The sequence below is a fragment of the Telluria sp. RT2P19 genome (genome assembly GCF_059685725.1).
This window is the reverse complement of record NZ_JCASIL010000007.1, coordinates 192,006-207,397: the sequence shown is the minus strand read 5'-3', so window position 1 is coordinate 207,397 and position 15,392 is coordinate 192,006. Positions and strand designations below refer to the sequence as shown.

Sequence of the window (15,392 nt, the reverse complement as noted above, 5' to 3'; positions counted from 1 at the left end):
GAACCACCATGGAACAGACCAACAACCTGGCGCACGGCTTCGACATCTCGGCGATCCGCCGCGCGGCGGCCAACCTCGATGACGGCGCCGTCACCGAGGGTTACCAGGCCGACCGCGAAGCGGTCATCGCGATGCTCAACGATGCCCTGGCCACCGAGCTGCTGTGCGTGATGCGCTACAAGCGGCACTACTACACGGTGGCCGGTCCCAACACCGGCCACATCAAGGCCGAGTTCCTCGAGCATGCCCAGCAAGAGCAAGACCATGCCGACCGCATCGCCGAACGCATCGTACAGCTCAACGGCTCGCCCAACTTCAATCCGGCCACCTTCACCGCGCGCAGCCATGCCGAGTACGACGAATCCGACGACGTGCAGGCGATGGTGCGGGCCGACCTGATCGCCGAGCGGGTCGCGATCGAGTCCTACCGGCAAATGATCGCGGCGATCGGCGACAAGGATCCGACCACGCGCGCGCTGCTGGTCGATATCATGGCCGTCGAAGAAGAGCACGCCGACGACTTGCGCGACCTGATGGCCTGAGCCAGGTTGTTCGTCAGACTGACCGATTCACCAAAGTGACAGGAGTAGAACATGCTAGAACCTTCCCGCAACACCAACGGCAGCATGCACCCGATCAGCGGCAGCACCTACGCCACCCAGTCCGATCTGACGGCGCTGGTGCGCGACGCGCAATCGATGCTGACGGCGGCCGCCTCGCTCACCGGCGAGAAGGCCGAGGAGCTACGCGCACGCGGCATGGAGCTGCTCGACAAGGCCCTGGGCGGCGCTAGCCTGCTGCCGACCCAGGCCGTCGTCAAGGGCAAGGAACTGGCCCATACGGCCGATGTGTATGTCAAGGATCACCCTTGGCGCACGATGGCGATCGCGGGCGGCGTCGGGGTGCTGATCGGCCTGCTGCTAAGCCGTAAACATTGACGCCGGGGGCCAACGTGGATAAGAAAGAAGCGATCATACAGAACCCGGGTGTCATCAACGGCATTTCGAGCCTGTTCAAGAGCCTGTTCGGGCTGGCGGTCTCACGGGTCGAACTCGCGGCGCTCGAGCTGACCGAAGTACGCAACCACATCATCGAGCTGCTGGCCCTGTTCGCCGCAGCGGTACTGGCGGTCTGGTTCGCCATCGCCTTCGGCGCCATGACGGTGGTCGCGCTGGCGTGGGATTCGATGGGCTGGACCATCCTGCTGATCATGTTCGCGGTATTTGCGCTGATCACGGCCGTGCTGGTGACCAAGGGACTTTCCCTGCTCAAGCAGAACAAGCTGGCCTTCCCGGCGACGATGAAAGAACTCAAGAACGACCGCGAGATGTTGTTGTAAACGGCTGCTACTGGTGATCGCTGTCAGCGGCTGCCGCAGGGGCTGCCGTGGGTGGCGATGACGAGCGGAATGCACGCACGCCGCCATACGCGGTGCCAACAAGGGAGAAAGTATGCAGAATCGAAACGGAACGACTGGCCTGGCCGGTCATCAGCACAGCCTCGATCCGGCGGTGCGCAAGGCAGAATTACTGCGTGAAGGCGAATTCTTCCGCGCAGGCGTGGCGCACGCCAAGGCCAATATTCAGCACAGCATCAAGCCTGAAGTCATGCTGCACTCGGCGATGGATCACGCCACCTGGGCCTTGCGCGCCCGAGCCGATGCGATGCTCAAGCCGACCGGTACCAATGTGTCGGTGCTGCTGCCGTATGCGCTGGGGGTCGTCAATTTCGTGCGTCAGCGCCGCCTGGGCAAGCAAGCAGCGGGCGCCGCCCTGGTGCTCGGCGCACTTGGCTGGTACGCAAATCGCAAACGGGCGCAGCAAATACCAGATTAAGGGTAAGCTGTGTTTCATCGGTCGCCGCAACAGGTTTGCGGCGCCGAACAGGCAGGAGCGAGCGATCGCCGACATCAACAACGATAGGCGAATCGCGCAGTACGGAACGTAGTACAGCACGCAGTACAGCACGCAGTACGGAACGCAGTACAGAATATGGTGGGGCTTGAGCGGCGTCGCAATCGGGGATTGGACGCCGTCTTTTTTTGTCTGCCATTATTGTCCGCCGTGATGCGCGGCTGCCGCCCGGGCTGGCATATCCTCGGGCAGCTGTTTGGGTATATAACGCCTGGCGTGGCAAGCGGTTGACACGCGGTTGCGCGATTGTTCAAGAAGGTGTGGCGGGCACGGCAGGAACGTGCTCATGCGGTATGCTGGCGTCCAACCCGAACCGCGAGGCGCCGCATGCATCCGTCCAATATCGTCCTGCTCGAATTCCATCCCGAACGCGATGACCTCAGCCCCGACAAGGAGCTGCGCAACGGTCTCTCGGTCGCCTTGCGCATGGGCGACATCCTGTGGCTGGCCAATGACGAGTCGCTCAGCATCGAGCGTCTGACCCTCGAAGCCGAGGACAGCCGCGGCAAGACCAGTTTCGCCCGCGCGCACCGCCAGTACGCGCTGCACGATTTCCTGCAGTTGCCCTTGCCGCCGTACGAGGCGGAAGGCAAGCGCATCAACGAGGCCGATATCGAGGGCCTGGCCAGCGACGGCGACTACCTGTGGCTGACCGGCTCGCACAGCCTGCGCCGCAAGCAGCCCGACGAGGGCGACGGCGTGCGCCGCTCGCACAAACGCCTGGCCAGCGTCAGTGCGGACGGCAACCGCTACCTGCTGGCGCGTATTCCACTGCTCCAGCAGGACGGCAGGCCCACCCTCGTGAAGCAAGCAGGTCAGAAGGGCAAGCGGCGCAGCGCGGCGCTGCTGCGCGGTGACGAGCACGGCAACGAGCTGACCGCATTGCTCAGGAACGATGAGCATTTCGGTCCGTTCCTGGCAATCCCCGGCAAGGATAATGGTTTCGATATCGAAGGGATCGCCCTGGCCGGCAAGAACGTGCTGCTGGGCCTGCGCGGGCCGGCGCTGCGCGGCTGGGCCGCGATCGTCGAGGTGGCTCCCGTCGACGATGCCGAAGAAGGCTGGTTGCGGCTGGCGCCGCTCGACGGGGAAGGCACGATGTATCGCAAGCACTTTCTCGACCTGAACGGATTGGGCATCCGCGACCTGTGCGTGCAGGGCAAGGATGTGCTGATCCTGGCGGGGCCGACGATGGATCTGGATGGGCCCGTCATGCTATACCGCTGGCCCGGCGGCGCGCGGCCCGGCAAGGCGTCGGCGGTGACCCGCGACATGCTCGAGCAGGTGCTGGCGCTGCCGTTCGGGCAGGGCGTCGACCATCCGGAAGGGATTTCGCTGTTTTCGAGCCAGGACGGCAAGGAAGAAGGGCTGCTGGTGGTACACGATTCGGCCTCGCCCAGCCGCCAGATCGGCGACAGCACCCTGGTGGCGGACGTGTATCCGTTGCCGCCGCGGCGCAGCAAGAAGTAATCCAGGAGAGGCGTCAAAGCACTGCGACCTGCAGCAGCTGGCGGTTCAACGCCGGGCCCTACCTCACGAAGGCCGGGGCCAGGTTTTGCGAGCGCAGTCCAACCGCCGCCAACCTGGCCCCGTCTTCGGGCGGGCGACCTGCTCAGGAACTGATTTCTTGCGCTGCGGCTGGCGGGTGGCCGGATGCTCACTGCCGCGGCATTGGCTTGCCCAACTGCGCAGTCTCGCGCTGCCAGGTCGCGCGCGCCTCGTTCATGCACGATGTGCGCTCGGCCGCCGGCACCTTGCGGCAGGCGTTCTGCGCTTCCTGCAGCGCGGCGCCGAGTTCCTTGCGCAAGGTCTGCTGCTCCGGATCGTTGCGGTACCAGCGCGCCGGGTCTCCCTTGGCGATTTCGTGGGCTTGCTGGCGGGCGGCGATCGGGTTGACGGTCGCGTCAGTCCCGGCCACGGCCACGGCGGACTCCTGGGCCGCCACCGAGAATGTGGCGCCAACCAGCGCGCAGGCGCAAGCGCCGCGCAGAATACGGATCAATATTGCCATGCTTGCCTCCAGCTGTTCGAGGGCCGGCGGGGCGGCCGGGAATGCATGAGGGCGGGCAGAGCGAGCTCGTCCCCACCCACCATCTTGCCTGGGGATCAGTAGCGATAGACGCGGCCGTCGACGATGCGCACGCGGTTGCCCACGCGCAGGTCATAGGCGCTGTCCTGGGTCACGGCGCGGTATTCGCCGTTATCCATGCGCATATTGATCTGGTACATCTCCGGACCTGCGGCATTGCGATTCTTCTCGACGTTGTTGCCAACGACCGCGCCGGCCAGGCCACCGGCCACGGTGGCGGCGGTGCGGCCGCTGCCGCTGCCGATCTGGCTGCCGGCCAGTGCGCCGACCACGCCGCCCAGCACACCGCCAGCGCCGCTGGTGCGGTTTTCGCCCTGGACCACCTGGATTGATTCGATCACGCCATATCCCGCCGAGGCGGTGCTGCTGCCCGAGCCATAACCATTGTTATAACCATACGGCTGGGAGCTGTTGCTGGCGCAGCCAGTGAGCAGTGCACCGGTGGCGAGCAGGGCAACGACAAATTTACGGTTTGCATTCATGTTGTTCTCCTGACAAAAGTATGAATCCAGAATAGTCAGGTGCCAGAGCAGGGTCTGTGCGTTGCCGCACCCACCTTGCCGCGAGGGTAGAACCCGTCACTGTTGCCGCACTGCATCCTTCGCGATGCAGGTGTTTCGTTTCCGGTACAGGGATGCGTCGCGTATTTCGCAAGATAAGGATGAGTACCAACACTCTGTTAGTTGTGTTCGGCATCGAACAGAAGGCGCGTGCGTGGCATGTAAAGATGTGTCCAGTGTTGACAAATGGAGAACAAAAAAAATGAAGACTTCGCATGCGCTCGTCCTGATCGGTGTAGCCCTCGGCTTTACCGGCCACGCTGCCGCCATGCAGCCGGCGCTCGACGCGAAGACCATTCATCAACAGGCGATGGATGCCGCCGAAATCACCTATGACGCCGCCAAGCTGCGGTGCGACGCGCTGGCCGGCATCCCGCACGAGATCTGCGTCGCCGATGCGCGCGCTGCCCGGGTGCGGGTCGAAGAAGAGGCGGGCGCCGCCTACAAGAACACGCTGGCGGCCTATACCCAGGCGCGCATGCGCATCGCCTCGGCCTATTACGAGCGTGACAAGACGCGCTGCGGCGCGGCGGTCGGCAACGACCGCGAAGTCTGCCTGCGCCAGGCCAAGGCCACCCTGGTGGCCACCCAGGCCGATGCGCGCGCCGACCGCAAGGCGATCGAGGCGCGCCTTGATGCGCAGGACGCCAAGATCGATGCCGAATTCAGGGTCGCACTGCAGAAGTGCGATGCCTACGCCGGAGACGTCAAGGAAGGGTGTGTCAGCACCGCCCGGACGGCCTATGGCAAATAAAGAACCCGCGGGCCGGATTGCCGGCACCGCCCAACCCGCCCGCAAGGGTATTGCTGCACCATGATTATCAACAAGGAGCCATCATGAAAATCGCTAAAAACCTCATCTCCGCCGCCTTCGTCGCCACCGTCGCCATCACCGCCGTCGGCTGCTCCTCGACCAACCAGCAAGCCAGCACCGGCGAGTACATCGACGACGCCGTGATCACCACCAAGGTCAAGGCCGCCCTGGTCAACGATCCGAACGTGAAGGCACGCGAAGTCAACGTCGAGACCTTCAAGGGCGACGTCCAGCTGTCGGGCTTCGTGGCCGATGCGCGCGACGCGCAGCGCGCCGTCGAGATCGCCCGTGGCGTCAAGGGCGTGACTTCGGTCAAGAATGACATCCGTGTGAAATAATAGGCAGTACAACCGGGGCGGCCCGGTATCTCGTTCAGGCACACCATGCAGCTAGCACACACCGATCCGGCCACGCCGGCAGCATCCAACCCATTGCCTGAATCTACCGCCGCCCCCGGCGGCGACGCCCGCGCCGATCCACGCGCGGGCGACGACATCACCTTGCAGATCGGTGGCATGCGCGTGCCGCTGCATGTCAATGCGCGCGGGCTCTCGCTCGGCATCCTTGCCACGATCGCCTTCGTGTTCGCGCTGCAGTGGGCGCAAAAATTCTTCGTCCCGTTGCTGCTGGGCATCCTGATTGCCTATACCCTCAATCCCGTCGTGCGCTGGCTAGAACGCTGGCACATCCGCCGCATCATCGGCGCGACCCTGGTCACGGCCGTGATCGTCGGTGCGATGGCGGGCACGCTGTACCGGCTGCAGGGAGAGTTCTTCAATATCCTTGACGAGTTGCCGACCTTGACCCACAAGGTCACGCGCATCCTCACCAATACCAGCGGGCAGCGCTCGACCCTGCAGCAGATGCAGGCGGCGGCGGCCGAGATCGAGCGCGCGGCCAGCAATGTCGGCGCCGACGCCAAGCGCCTGGCGCAGCAGCGGCGCCAGAACCCGCCGACGGCCGCGGCGAGTTCGCCGATCCGCGTGATGGACTGGGTGCTGGCCGGCTCGATGAGCCTGGCCGCCTTCATGTCGCAAGCGACCATGGTCGTGTTTCTGGTGTTCTTCCTGCTGTTGGCGGGGGATACCTTCAAGCGCAAGCTGGTCAAGCTCACCGGGCCTTCGCTCACGCGCAAGAAAGTCACGGTCCACATCCTCGACGATATCAATACCTCGATCCAGAGCTATATGTTCATGCTGCTGGTGACCAATATCCTGCTGGCCTTGCTGATGTGGGGCGCGCTGCGCCTGATCGGCCTCGAGAACGCCGGCGCCTGGGCCGCCTTCGCCGGTGTGGCCCACCTGATGCCGTATTTCGGTCCGCTCGTGATCACGGTCGCGACCGGCATGGCGGCCTTCCTGCAGTTCGAGACCCTGAGCATGGTGATGCTGGTGGCGGGCGCCTCGCTGGTGATCGCGACCCTCGTTGGCATGGTCGTCGCTACCTGGATGACTGGAAAGATCGCGCGCATGAACCCGGCCGCGGTCTTTGTCAGCCTGTTGTTCTGGGGCTGGTTGTGGGGCGTGTGGGGCTTGCTGCTCGGGGTGCCGGTAGTGATGGTCCTGAAGGTGGTGGCCGAGCGGGTCGAGGGGATGGAAGTGGTGTCCGAGCTGTTGGGCGAATAATCTCCTTACCTTTACCGGAAGCAGGGTGGAAAGGAGCCTTCCACCCTGCATGCCTTACGCGGCGCTGGTCTTCGGCTCAACCCCGGTAATTTCTTTCGGCTTGTTGTGCAAGCTTCCCATCTGCAGCGCATACTGGCGCGCGAATTCGGCGCCCAGGAAAAAGATCTGTGCCGAGTAATATACCCACAGCAGCAGCGCGATCAGGGAGCCGGCGGCGCCGAAGCTGTCGGTGGTGCCGCTATTGCCGATATACAGGCCGATCCCGAACTTGCCGAGCGTGAACATCGCGGCCGTGCCGAGCGCGCCGATGGTGACGTCCTTCCACGACAGCCGCACGCGCGGCAGCAGCTTGTAGATCACGCCGAACAGAGTGGCGATGACCAGGAAGCCAATGCCCGAGGCGACCCAGCCCATGACGATGGCGGCGTCCTGCCACACACCGGTGATGAACTTCTCGGCCACCGTGGTGGCGGCGCTCACGACCAGCGACACCATCAGCAGGAAACCCAGCACCAGCACCATGCCGAACGACAGCAAACGGGTACGGATCGTGTTCCAGATGCCGGCATCGGCCGGCGCCGGCAAGCCCCAGATCTCGTCCAGGCTATCCTTGAGTTCGGAAAACACGGTAGTGGCGCCGACGATCAGCAGCACGGTGGCGACGATCGTGGCGAAGCGGCCCGTTTCCTTGTTCTGGGCGCCGGCCAGGATGGCCTGGATCGTGTCCGCGCCTTGCGCACCCAGCAATCCACGCAGCTCGGCCAGCAACTGGCCTTGTGCCGCTTCTTCGCCATAGAAGAAACCGGCGACGGCAATCACCAGCACCAGGATCGGCGCCAGCGAAAACAGCGTATAGAAGGCCAGTGCGGCGCCCTTGCTGGAGGCACGGTGGTCCAGCCATTCCATCACGGCGCAGCGCAAGACCTTCAAAATCTGGTTCGTATAAGGGAACCATTTCTTAACTGCCATATACCATCCTCCAAATGAAAAGGGGGCCGAAGCCCCCTGAATAAGCGTTGCCACGACTAATCCACTGTCCCGGCCACCGTACGGGACGGCGGCCGGGAAGACGTGTGCGTCGGGGCGATGTCGCCTAAGGTATTACTGCTGGACTGGCACTTCGACCGTGATCTGGTCGACTTCGACGCGACGGTTAGGTTCCAGGCAGGCGATCAGCTGAGCGCGGTTCTTCTGGTTGCACTCGACCAGAGGATTGGCTTCGCCCTTGCCGACGGCGCGCAGGCGGTTGCCGTCGATGCCCTTGCCGACCAGGTATTCACGCACGGCGTTGGCGCGGCGTTCCGACAGTTTCTGGTTGTACGATTCCGAACCCAGGCGGTCGGTGTAGCCGGTGATTTCGACGTTGGTGACCGAGGTGTCGGCTTGCAGGGCAGTGGCGATCTCGTCCAGCTTCGGCGCCGGGGTGATCACTTCAGCCTTGTCGAAGGCGAACAGCTTGGTGGCTTCCAGGGTCACTTTCTGGAAGCGTGGTGCTGGCGGTGGTGGCGGTTCGACTGGCGCCGGTGCTGGAGGCGGCGCCTCGACCACTGGTGCCGGAGCCGGTGCCGGCGGTGCTGGCGGCGGGTTGAACGCGTAGTTCAGGCCGACGGTCAGCATCTTGTTGTTGCTGCGCTTGAAGCCGAATTCTTCGTCATCACGCAGGAAGCCGCGCACGGTGCGCAGGTCGGCTTGCAGCGACCATTGCGGGGTCAGGCTAGCCTGGAAACCGATACCGACGGTTGCATACGGCGAGTTTTTCTCGACGTTGCGGATTGGGTTGTTAACCTTGTCACGCTCGGCGCCCAGGCCGAACAGGACGAACGGACGGAAGCGATCGCGGCTCAGCATCAGCAGGGCGTCGACGCCCAGCAGGGTCTGGCGGTATTCGTTGCGACCCTGCTCGAAGCGGGTCTGGCTGGCACCGATCTGGATATCCCAGTTCTGGTGCACCGCCTTACCGAATTTCAGGCCACCACCGGTGTCGCGGTCGTCCACGCCGAAGTCGGCATCCGGCTTCACGTGGTTAACGCTTGGCTGGATGTACCACGACGGGTTGAGCTCTTGGGCGAGGGTGGCGCCGGATGCGCACAGCAGTGCAGCAGCCAGGGCGATCTTCTTGGTATTGTTCACAGGTAACTCCCGTAGGTTAAAGTTGATGACAACGCATACGTCAGCAGCGATGTTGGATAAAGAATAACAGTGCAAGTTCCGTAAGCTCGGTGCGGTAGCGCACCCAACGCAGAATGGCGATGTAATTTTACAACAGTGGTAAATATTCCACATTTCCAAGATGAAACGAACTGTAACCACCTTGTCATTTGGTGCATGGGTGCGGACGTGACGGTCGTCACGCGATTTTCATAGAAAATTGATATTGGCGCCGGTGACGTGACATCCCGCCATGCGCATATCCAGCGCGGCGCCACGTCGTGATGGCGCTTCGCAATAAAGCGATCCATCATTTCGTAGGGCATTCGACAATTAGTGCCTGCAGGAATCTTGTCGAATGTTGGATGGCGCACAGACCATGATGTCTGATGCAGGCAATCTTGAGCCCAGTTAAGCGGAACCGAGATGTTGTCAGGGTGTCATACGACACACAGCGACCCGGACCACACAGTCTCACTCTCTATAATGGAGCTCATCGATATGCATGCAACGACTCAGCACAACGCGGTATCTGGCGAAACCGGCGCAGTGCACACTTCCGGCAATTCGGCGTTGATCGAGCGCGTCCCGCCACAACCGACCGAACGCGCGCCGATTTCCCTGGCCCCGATCGAGCGTGTGCGTTCGACCTCGGCTACCCAGCGTCGCATCGAAAACATGCAAAAGCTGATCAACGAGCTGTCGAGCCACGAAATGCTGGCCGACGAAATTGCCTGGTTCCTCAAATTCTCGCCATCGGGCGCCCGCAAGTACATCCGCGACCTGCGCGAAGCCGGCGTGATCGAACTGGCGCGCTATATCGAAGGCACCGCGACCTACCTGGGCAAGGCTGTGTACCAGATTTCGCCAGATCCCGATCGCGTCAAGGCGTTCCTGGCCGCGATCTGCCAGCCGAAGCGCGAGGGCGCCGCCCCGCGCAAGGAGCGTCCGGGCCTGCGCGAACAGAATATGGCCGGCAGCGGTCGCCACTTCCATATCCTGGCCGATGACACCCATTATGCGATCCGCGTGAACCGTAGTCCGGTCGCCCGTGACCCGCTGGTGGCTGCCCTGTTCGGCCCGGCTCCCGGCCAGAACGCCGCCGTCGCCAAGGAACGCGCCTGAGTGTGCGCCCGGGGCTGGCGCGGTAGAGACCCGCAATAGCCCTGGTTCGACGATCGCTGTCGTCATTTCGCCGCGCTTCATGCGCGGTTTTTGTTTTTTGTGCGGCTGGCACGCGGCGCGCTTGTTGCGAATACGCCGTCACGGTTCTTTGTGTTGACCGACAATTTGCAGCTCCTGTGTTGAAAACCGGTCAATAATCCTCACTTGTCTGCCATGTCGCCGCTCAGCCGGCGTTAAACCAGATAGGAGTGACGATGTTACCGAGTGCCGAATCGCTGGAAGGCAAAGCAGTCCCGAACGTGATCTTCAAGGCCAGGCCCGATGACCAGTGGCGTGATCTGAGCTCGGACGAGCTGTTCAAGGGCCGCACGGTGGTCGTGTTTTCCCTGCCGGGTGCCTTCACGCCCACCTGTTCCTCGACCCATCTGCCGCGCTATAACGAGCTGGCGCCGGTGCTGCGTTCGCACGGCGTGGACGACATCCTGTGCATCTCGGTCAATGATGCCTTCGTCATGAACCAGTGGAAGGCGGGCCAGGACGCCGGCTATATCACTGTCATTCCAGACGGTAATGGCGACTTCGCCGAAGGCATGGGCATGCTGGTCGACAAGCGCGAGCTCGGTTTCGGCCGCCGTTCCTGGCGCTATTCGATGCTGGTGCGCGATGGCGTGATCGAGAAAATCTTCATCGAACCGGAGCGCGAGGGCGACCCGTTCGAGGTATCCGATGCCGATACCATGCTGGCCTACCTGGCGCCGGACGCCGAAGTGCCGGAACCTGTCGTGATGTTTTCGCGTCCTGGCTGCCCGCATTGCGCGCGCGCCAAGCAGGCACTGCGTGACAACGATATCCATTACACCGACATCTCTGAAGATCAAAAGATCAACACCATCGTCCTGCGCGGCGTGACGGGCCGCATGACCTGGCCGCAAGTCTTCGTTGGCGGCGAGCTGATCGGTGGCGCCGACGAGGTGCAAGCCTGGCTGGCCGCCAGGGCTTGAGCATGGAAGGGATCATGATCGGTGCGCTGGGCCTGGCCGGACTGGCGGTATGGCTATGGCCAAAGTGGCGCCTGCGTCGTGCGCTGGCCCAGCCATTGCCGGCCGCGCAGGCCGCCATCCTGGCGCGCAATGTGGTCCAGTATGCCGGAATGGACGAGAACCAGCGCCGCTGCCTGCAGCGGATGGTCCAGCAATTCCTGCACGAGAAGAAATTTGTCGGGTGTGCCGGTCTGGACGTGACCGACGAGATGCGGGTGACGATCGCGGGCCAGGCCTGCCTGCTACTGCTGGGGCGGGTAGGCGACAGCGGCAAACCCGCTATCTATCCCACACTCGATCTGATCCTGGTCTATCCCGGCGCCTTCCTGGTACCGCGCAAGCAGGTTGACCTTTCCGGCGTGGTGACCGAGGAACGCCAGGATCTGTTGGGCGAATCCTGGGGCGACGGCCGCGTGATCCTGTCCTGGGACCACGTGCGGCGCGCTGGTCACGCCGAGTCGGCCGGACACAATGTGGTGCTGCACGAGTTCGCCCACCAGCTCGACAGCGAGTCGGGCAATACGAATGGCGCGCCTTACCTGGGCAGCAGCGAGCGCTATCGCAGCTGGTCCGAAGTGCTGTCGCGCGACTATGCGAATCTGCGCCAGGAGGCGATGTGGGGCATGCAGGGCGTGCTGGATCACTACGGCGCGACCAATCCTGCCGAATTCTTCGCGGTGGCGACGGAAAGTTTCTTCGAGCAGCCGCATCAGCTTGCGGCGCGTCATCCAGCTCTGTACGGCGAATTCCTCAAGTATTACCGGATTGATCCACGTCAATGGCAGATCGCTCCACCAGCGCCGGTCATCGAACCGTCGAGCTATGGCGTGGTCTATGGGCAGTGGCGGTAGACAGCGTGCGATTGCGTACAGATGGGCCGGCGCGACAGGCGCATGCTTGAGCTACCCATCCAGGAGGAATCGCCTATGTCCACCATTATTGCAGGACGTTTCCAGCTTCAGGAAGATGTCGACCGAGCGCGCGGCGCCTTGATCGACGCCGGCTTCGCTGCCGACCGTATCAGCGGCTTTTACTTGTCCCAGCCGGGCCAGCACGACATGACGCCCATAGGCGGCGACCACATTCAGTCGCCCGGCGCCAAGGAGGCGCCCGAGGGCGTGGTGAAAGGCGTGGCCACGGGTGGCGCCGTCGGGGCTGCCGTGGGCGCCGCGACCTCGCCGGTAACCGGGCCGCTGGGACCCATTGTCGGCGGGCTGGTGGGCGGCCATGTCGGCTCGCTGTTCAGCTTCAGCAAGATGAAAGAGCGGGGCGAGCCCGAAGAGGGAGGCGAGAACGCCGTCCCGCCGCGTACTGCCGGCATGCTGGTGGCGGTCGCTTTCGACGATCCCGAACAGCAAGCGCGCGCGGTCGACCTGCTGCGCCAGCTCGGCGCCCACCATATCGAGCGCGCCCAGGGCAATATCGTGGACGGCGACTGGGCCGATTTCGACCCCGGCAGCCGGCCGGACGTCATTGCCTGACGACCTCGGGCGCCGCCCGCGGCGCTCACGTCTGCACGCGAACTGCCTAATTCACACTTGATCCTAATCAACAGCCCTCTGTTGTCTTTTCCCTACACTCGACGTTCCATCGCGCCACTGGCTTGGGCCATGGCGCTAACGAGAACAGGAGCGAGACAATGGCAGGACAAGACAAGCGGGTGGCACTGGTGACGGGTGCGATGGGTGGGCTGGGCACTGCGCTGTGCCGCCGCCTGCACGCAGAGGGATTTCTGGTGGCGGCGACGCATTCGCCGCAGAATGCGCGGCGCGACGCCTGGCTGGCCGGCCAGCAGGCCGAGGGCATCGAAGTACGCGCTTACGAGCTCGACGTCTCCAATGGCAGTGCCTGCGACAACGCCGTGCGCCAGGTGCTGGCCGACCTGGGACGCATCGACGTCCTGGTCAATAACGCCGGCATCGCGCGCGACCGCAGCATGCGCAAGATGAGCCAGGACGACTGGCATGGCGTGATGGGTACCAACCTCGACAGCGTTTTCAACATGACCCGGCCAGTGCTCGAATCGATGGTGGCGCGGCGCTGGGGGCGCATCATCAATATCTCATCGGTCAATGGCCAGCAAGGCGCCTTCGGTCAGGCCAACTACGCCGCCGCGAAGGCCGGCATGCACGGCTTTACCAAATCGCTGGCGCTCGAAGTCGCACGCCATGGCGTCACCGTCAACACGGTGTCGCCCGGCTACCTGGACACGGCCATGGTGAGCCAGGTGCCGCAGGAGGTGCTGCGCGAGCGCATCCTGCCGCAAATACCGGTCGGACGCCTGGGCCAGCCGGCGGAGGTGGCGGGGCTGGTGGCGTATCTGGTGTCGGACATGGCGGGCTATCTGACCGGCGCGAATATCGCGATCAATGGCGGCCAGCATATGTGCTGAGGGTTAGCCAGTGGGCGCCCTGGGCGGTTGCTGGCGGGTCCTGGCTCGGGCCGTGGCGGTCGGCGGCGTGAGGGTATCGAGCACCGCGCTGTGAGAGTGAATCTTTTCGAGGGCCAGCACGATCGGCGTCGGCTGGCCGGTGGCGACGGCGCCGGCGAGGGACAGCAGGCCGCTGACCAGGCTGGTAACTTCACCGATCACGCCGATGCGGCGGATTTTTTCCGCGGCATGGGCGGTCAGCGCCACCAGCCGGCTTTGCGGCTGGTCCAGGTCCTGGATGACGAAGGCGGCGGCGTCGGTGTACAGGGCGTTGGCGCGCTGGCGCAAGACCATTTCATCGTCCAGCAAACGGCGCATGGCGTCCTGCACCTGATACGGCACGCTGCCACCGTCATGGCTGCGGATCTCGCGCAGGATGCGTTCGTGCAGGCGGTCGGCGATGGTCGACAGGCCATCTGCCAGTTCGACCACGTGCTGCACGCTGGACAAGCCGCGGCCCGGGCCGGCTTTGGCGAGCGCTGCAGGCTGGCGGGAGGCGTTCAGCTCGTCGCTAACTGCGAACGCGGCCTCGGGCGCCTTGCCCGCATTCGATGCCGCCGGCTTGCCGTCTGATGACTCTTGCATGACACCCCCTTCAATCGCCATTGAGTCCATCGCGGATCGCCCGCAGATCGCGACCATAATTCGCGAGCATGCGCCGGGTCTCGTCGCTGGTCAGCTTGTTCATGTTCTCGCGCATCTTCTGGTGACCGAGCGCGACCTTGGTGAGTCCCTGCAGCGCCAGTTCGTAACGGCGGTCAATCAGCTTGTACTCGGTCGACTTGTTGAGGTAATGGACCTTGGCCAAGGTCAGGAGCATGCGATCCGCATGACGGTTGGAAAACGGCATCTCGACATCAAATATGCCAAGCACGGTCTTCTTCTCATTCTCGTTGGTCTTGTTATAGAGGCGTGTGAGCGAGATCATGGCATCGAGCAGCACCTGCACATCCGCATCGCCATCGTGCACCATGGTCTCGACGCTACGATTCTGGTACCCCGACGCGATGACGCGGGTCAGCAGCCTGGTCATCCCCGTATACGCGGCCACATGCCGCTGCTGCAAGCCCGACTCCGCATTCGCCTTCAGTCCATTGCCCAGGTCATCGATCCGCGCCGACAAGTCATACCGTCCATCCCCAGCGAGCAGGCTGAGCGTCTGCATATACAGCACGAGCGTCTTCTGGATCGCCACGAAATCGTCGTACACCGCCCGCCGCCGCGCGTCGTTCGCGCGCGCGATGCGCTCGGCCTGCGGCGACAAATAAGGCTGCTCCCGCTCAAACGTATCCCGATACCGCCGCGACAATTCCGCGTATCCACCCAGCTTTGCAGACGCATCCGCAAACTCGCGCACTTCCTGCAAGCTGACCGACCCGGGCGACGCGCACCCGCCGAGCAGCATGCCCAGCCCTAACAGCCATCCGACCGCAACCCGACGCAGCATGGTGGACCCTCCCGGCCACCCAGCGGTAGCCCGAACGCCCATTCTTCCAAACCCCCGTCACATCACCTTGCCAATTCTCAATTCCCCCTCACTCCACCTCACTCCCCCCACCATGAGGGTCAGAGTCGATTTAAATGACAACTTTCAAAGTTGTCAAACAATTCGACTCTGACCCTGATTATTTAATAGGCTAAAAATGG

The 15,392-nt window shown here is 63.4% G+C and carries 19 protein-coding genes; 13 read left to right on the top strand and 6 right to left on the bottom strand.

Features of this window, described 5'->3' with window-relative positions; translation table 11 throughout:
• Positions 1-8 precede the first annotated feature (8 nt).
• From AC56KW_RS11595 to AC56KW_RS11575, 5 genes are all read left to right on the top strand, one after another.
• On the top strand, positions 9-542 hold the full coding sequence (locus tag AC56KW_RS11595) for a ferritin-like domain-containing protein (protein WP_497170884.1): 534 nt from the start codon (positions 9-11) through the stop codon (positions 540-542).
• Between the two features lie 51 nt (positions 543-593).
• The gene (locus tag AC56KW_RS11590; RefSeq protein ID WP_497170883.1) at positions 594-938 is read left to right on the top strand and encodes an ElaB/YgaM/YqjD family protein; all 345 of its coding nucleotides are present in this window, start codon (positions 594-596) and stop codon (positions 936-938) included.
• Positions 939-952: 14 nt separating this feature from the next.
• Positions 953-1,339 (top strand): phage holin family protein, encoded by a 387-nt coding sequence (locus AC56KW_RS11585; RefSeq protein WP_497170882.1) that lies wholly within the window; start codon positions 953-955, stop codon positions 1,337-1,339.
• 112 nt (positions 1,340-1,451) lie between these two features.
• Positions 1,452-1,835, top strand: coding sequence for a hypothetical protein (locus tag AC56KW_RS11580; protein ID WP_497170881.1), 384 nt, complete (start codon positions 1,452-1,454; stop codon positions 1,833-1,835).
• Between the two features lie 405 nt (positions 1,836-2,240).
• Positions 2,241-3,383 carry a DUF3616 domain-containing protein gene (locus AC56KW_RS11575; RefSeq protein WP_497170880.1) on the top strand — a complete coding sequence of 381 codons (1,143 nt, stop codon included), beginning with the start codon at positions 2,241-2,243 and terminating at the stop codon, positions 3,381-3,383.
• A gap of 187 nt (positions 3,384-3,570) precedes the next feature.
• Here the strand turns inward: AC56KW_RS11575 and AC56KW_RS11570 are convergent, their stop codons facing one another.
• Both AC56KW_RS11570 and AC56KW_RS11565 read right to left on the bottom strand, forming a co-directional pair.
• Positions 3,571-3,924, bottom strand: a complete 354-nt coding sequence (locus AC56KW_RS11570; protein ID WP_497170879.1) for a hypothetical protein — start codon at positions 3,922-3,924, stop codon at positions 3,571-3,573.
• Positions 3,925-4,019: 95 nt separating this feature from the next.
• The gene (locus AC56KW_RS11565) at positions 4,020-4,484 is read right to left on the bottom strand and encodes an outer membrane lipoprotein (RefSeq protein ID WP_497170878.1); all 465 of its coding nucleotides are present in this window, start codon (positions 4,482-4,484) and stop codon (positions 4,020-4,022) included.
• A 280-nt stretch (positions 4,485-4,764) separates the two neighbouring features.
• Between AC56KW_RS11565 and AC56KW_RS11560 the strand changes: the two genes are divergently transcribed.
• The 3 genes from AC56KW_RS11560 (at position 4,765) to AC56KW_RS11550 (ending at position 7,001) form a co-directional block, all read left to right on the top strand.
• On the top strand, positions 4,765-5,316 hold the full coding sequence (locus AC56KW_RS11560; protein WP_497170877.1) for a hypothetical protein: 552 nt from the start codon (positions 4,765-4,767) through the stop codon (positions 5,314-5,316).
• An 83-nt stretch (positions 5,317-5,399) separates the two neighbouring features.
• On the top strand, positions 5,400-5,714 hold the full coding sequence (locus AC56KW_RS11555; RefSeq protein WP_429206305.1) for a BON domain-containing protein: 315 nt from the start codon (positions 5,400-5,402) through the stop codon (positions 5,712-5,714).
• 45 nt (positions 5,715-5,759) lie between these two features.
• Entirely contained in the window at positions 5,760-7,001 is a 1,242-nt protein-coding gene (locus tag AC56KW_RS11550) for an AI-2E family transporter (protein WP_497170876.1), read from the top strand.
• A 54-nt stretch (positions 7,002-7,055) separates the two neighbouring features.
• Here AC56KW_RS11550 and AC56KW_RS11545 read toward each other — a convergent pair whose 3' ends face one another.
• Positions 7,056-7,970, bottom strand: a complete 915-nt coding sequence (locus tag AC56KW_RS11545) for a YihY/virulence factor BrkB family protein (RefSeq protein WP_497170875.1) — start codon at positions 7,968-7,970, stop codon at positions 7,056-7,058.
• Positions 7,971-8,102: 132 nt separating this feature from the next.
• Complete coding sequence (locus AC56KW_RS11540) at positions 8,103-9,131, bottom strand: OmpA family protein (protein ID WP_497170874.1); 1,029 nt, start codon at positions 9,129-9,131, stop codon at positions 8,103-8,105.
• A gap of 519 nt (positions 9,132-9,650) precedes the next feature.
• Between AC56KW_RS11540 and AC56KW_RS11535 the strand changes: the two genes are divergently transcribed.
• The 5 genes from AC56KW_RS11535 to phbB all read left to right on the top strand — a co-directional run bounded on the left by AC56KW_RS11535 (position 9,651) and on the right by phbB (position 13,706).
• The gene (locus tag AC56KW_RS11535; RefSeq protein WP_497170873.1) at positions 9,651-10,274 is read left to right on the top strand and encodes a winged helix-turn-helix domain-containing protein; all 624 of its coding nucleotides are present in this window, start codon (positions 9,651-9,653) and stop codon (positions 10,272-10,274) included.
• Between the two features lie 254 nt (positions 10,275-10,528).
• A complete protein-coding gene (locus AC56KW_RS11530) occupies positions 10,529-11,275 on the top strand; it encodes a glutathione peroxidase (RefSeq protein WP_497170872.1) in 747 nt (248 codons plus the stop codon).
• 2 nt (positions 11,276-11,277) lie between these two features.
• Complete coding sequence (locus AC56KW_RS11525) at positions 11,278-12,165, top strand: M90 family metallopeptidase (RefSeq protein WP_497170871.1); 888 nt, start codon at positions 11,278-11,280, stop codon at positions 12,163-12,165.
• Positions 12,166-12,240: 75 nt separating this feature from the next.
• Positions 12,241-12,795: a hypothetical protein gene (locus AC56KW_RS11520; RefSeq protein ID WP_497170870.1), complete on the top strand. Its 555-nt coding sequence runs from the start codon at positions 12,241-12,243 to the stop codon at positions 12,793-12,795.
• 200 nt (positions 12,796-12,995) lie between these two features.
• Positions 12,996-13,706 carry an acetoacetyl-CoA reductase gene (gene phbB, locus AC56KW_RS11515; RefSeq protein WP_497170910.1) on the top strand — a complete coding sequence of 237 codons (711 nt, stop codon included), beginning with the start codon at positions 12,996-12,998 and terminating at the stop codon, positions 13,704-13,706.
• Positions 13,707-13,709: 3 nt separating this feature from the next.
• Here the strand turns inward: phbB and AC56KW_RS11510 are convergent, their stop codons facing one another.
• Positions 13,710-14,330, bottom strand: a complete 621-nt coding sequence (locus tag AC56KW_RS11510; protein ID WP_497170869.1) for a hypothetical protein — start codon at positions 14,328-14,330, stop codon at positions 13,710-13,712.
• 10 nt (positions 14,331-14,340) lie between these two features.
• Positions 14,341-15,192, bottom strand: a complete 852-nt coding sequence (locus AC56KW_RS11505; RefSeq protein ID WP_497170868.1) for a hypothetical protein — start codon at positions 15,190-15,192, stop codon at positions 14,341-14,343.
• Between the last annotated feature and the right edge of the window lie 200 nt (positions 15,193-15,392).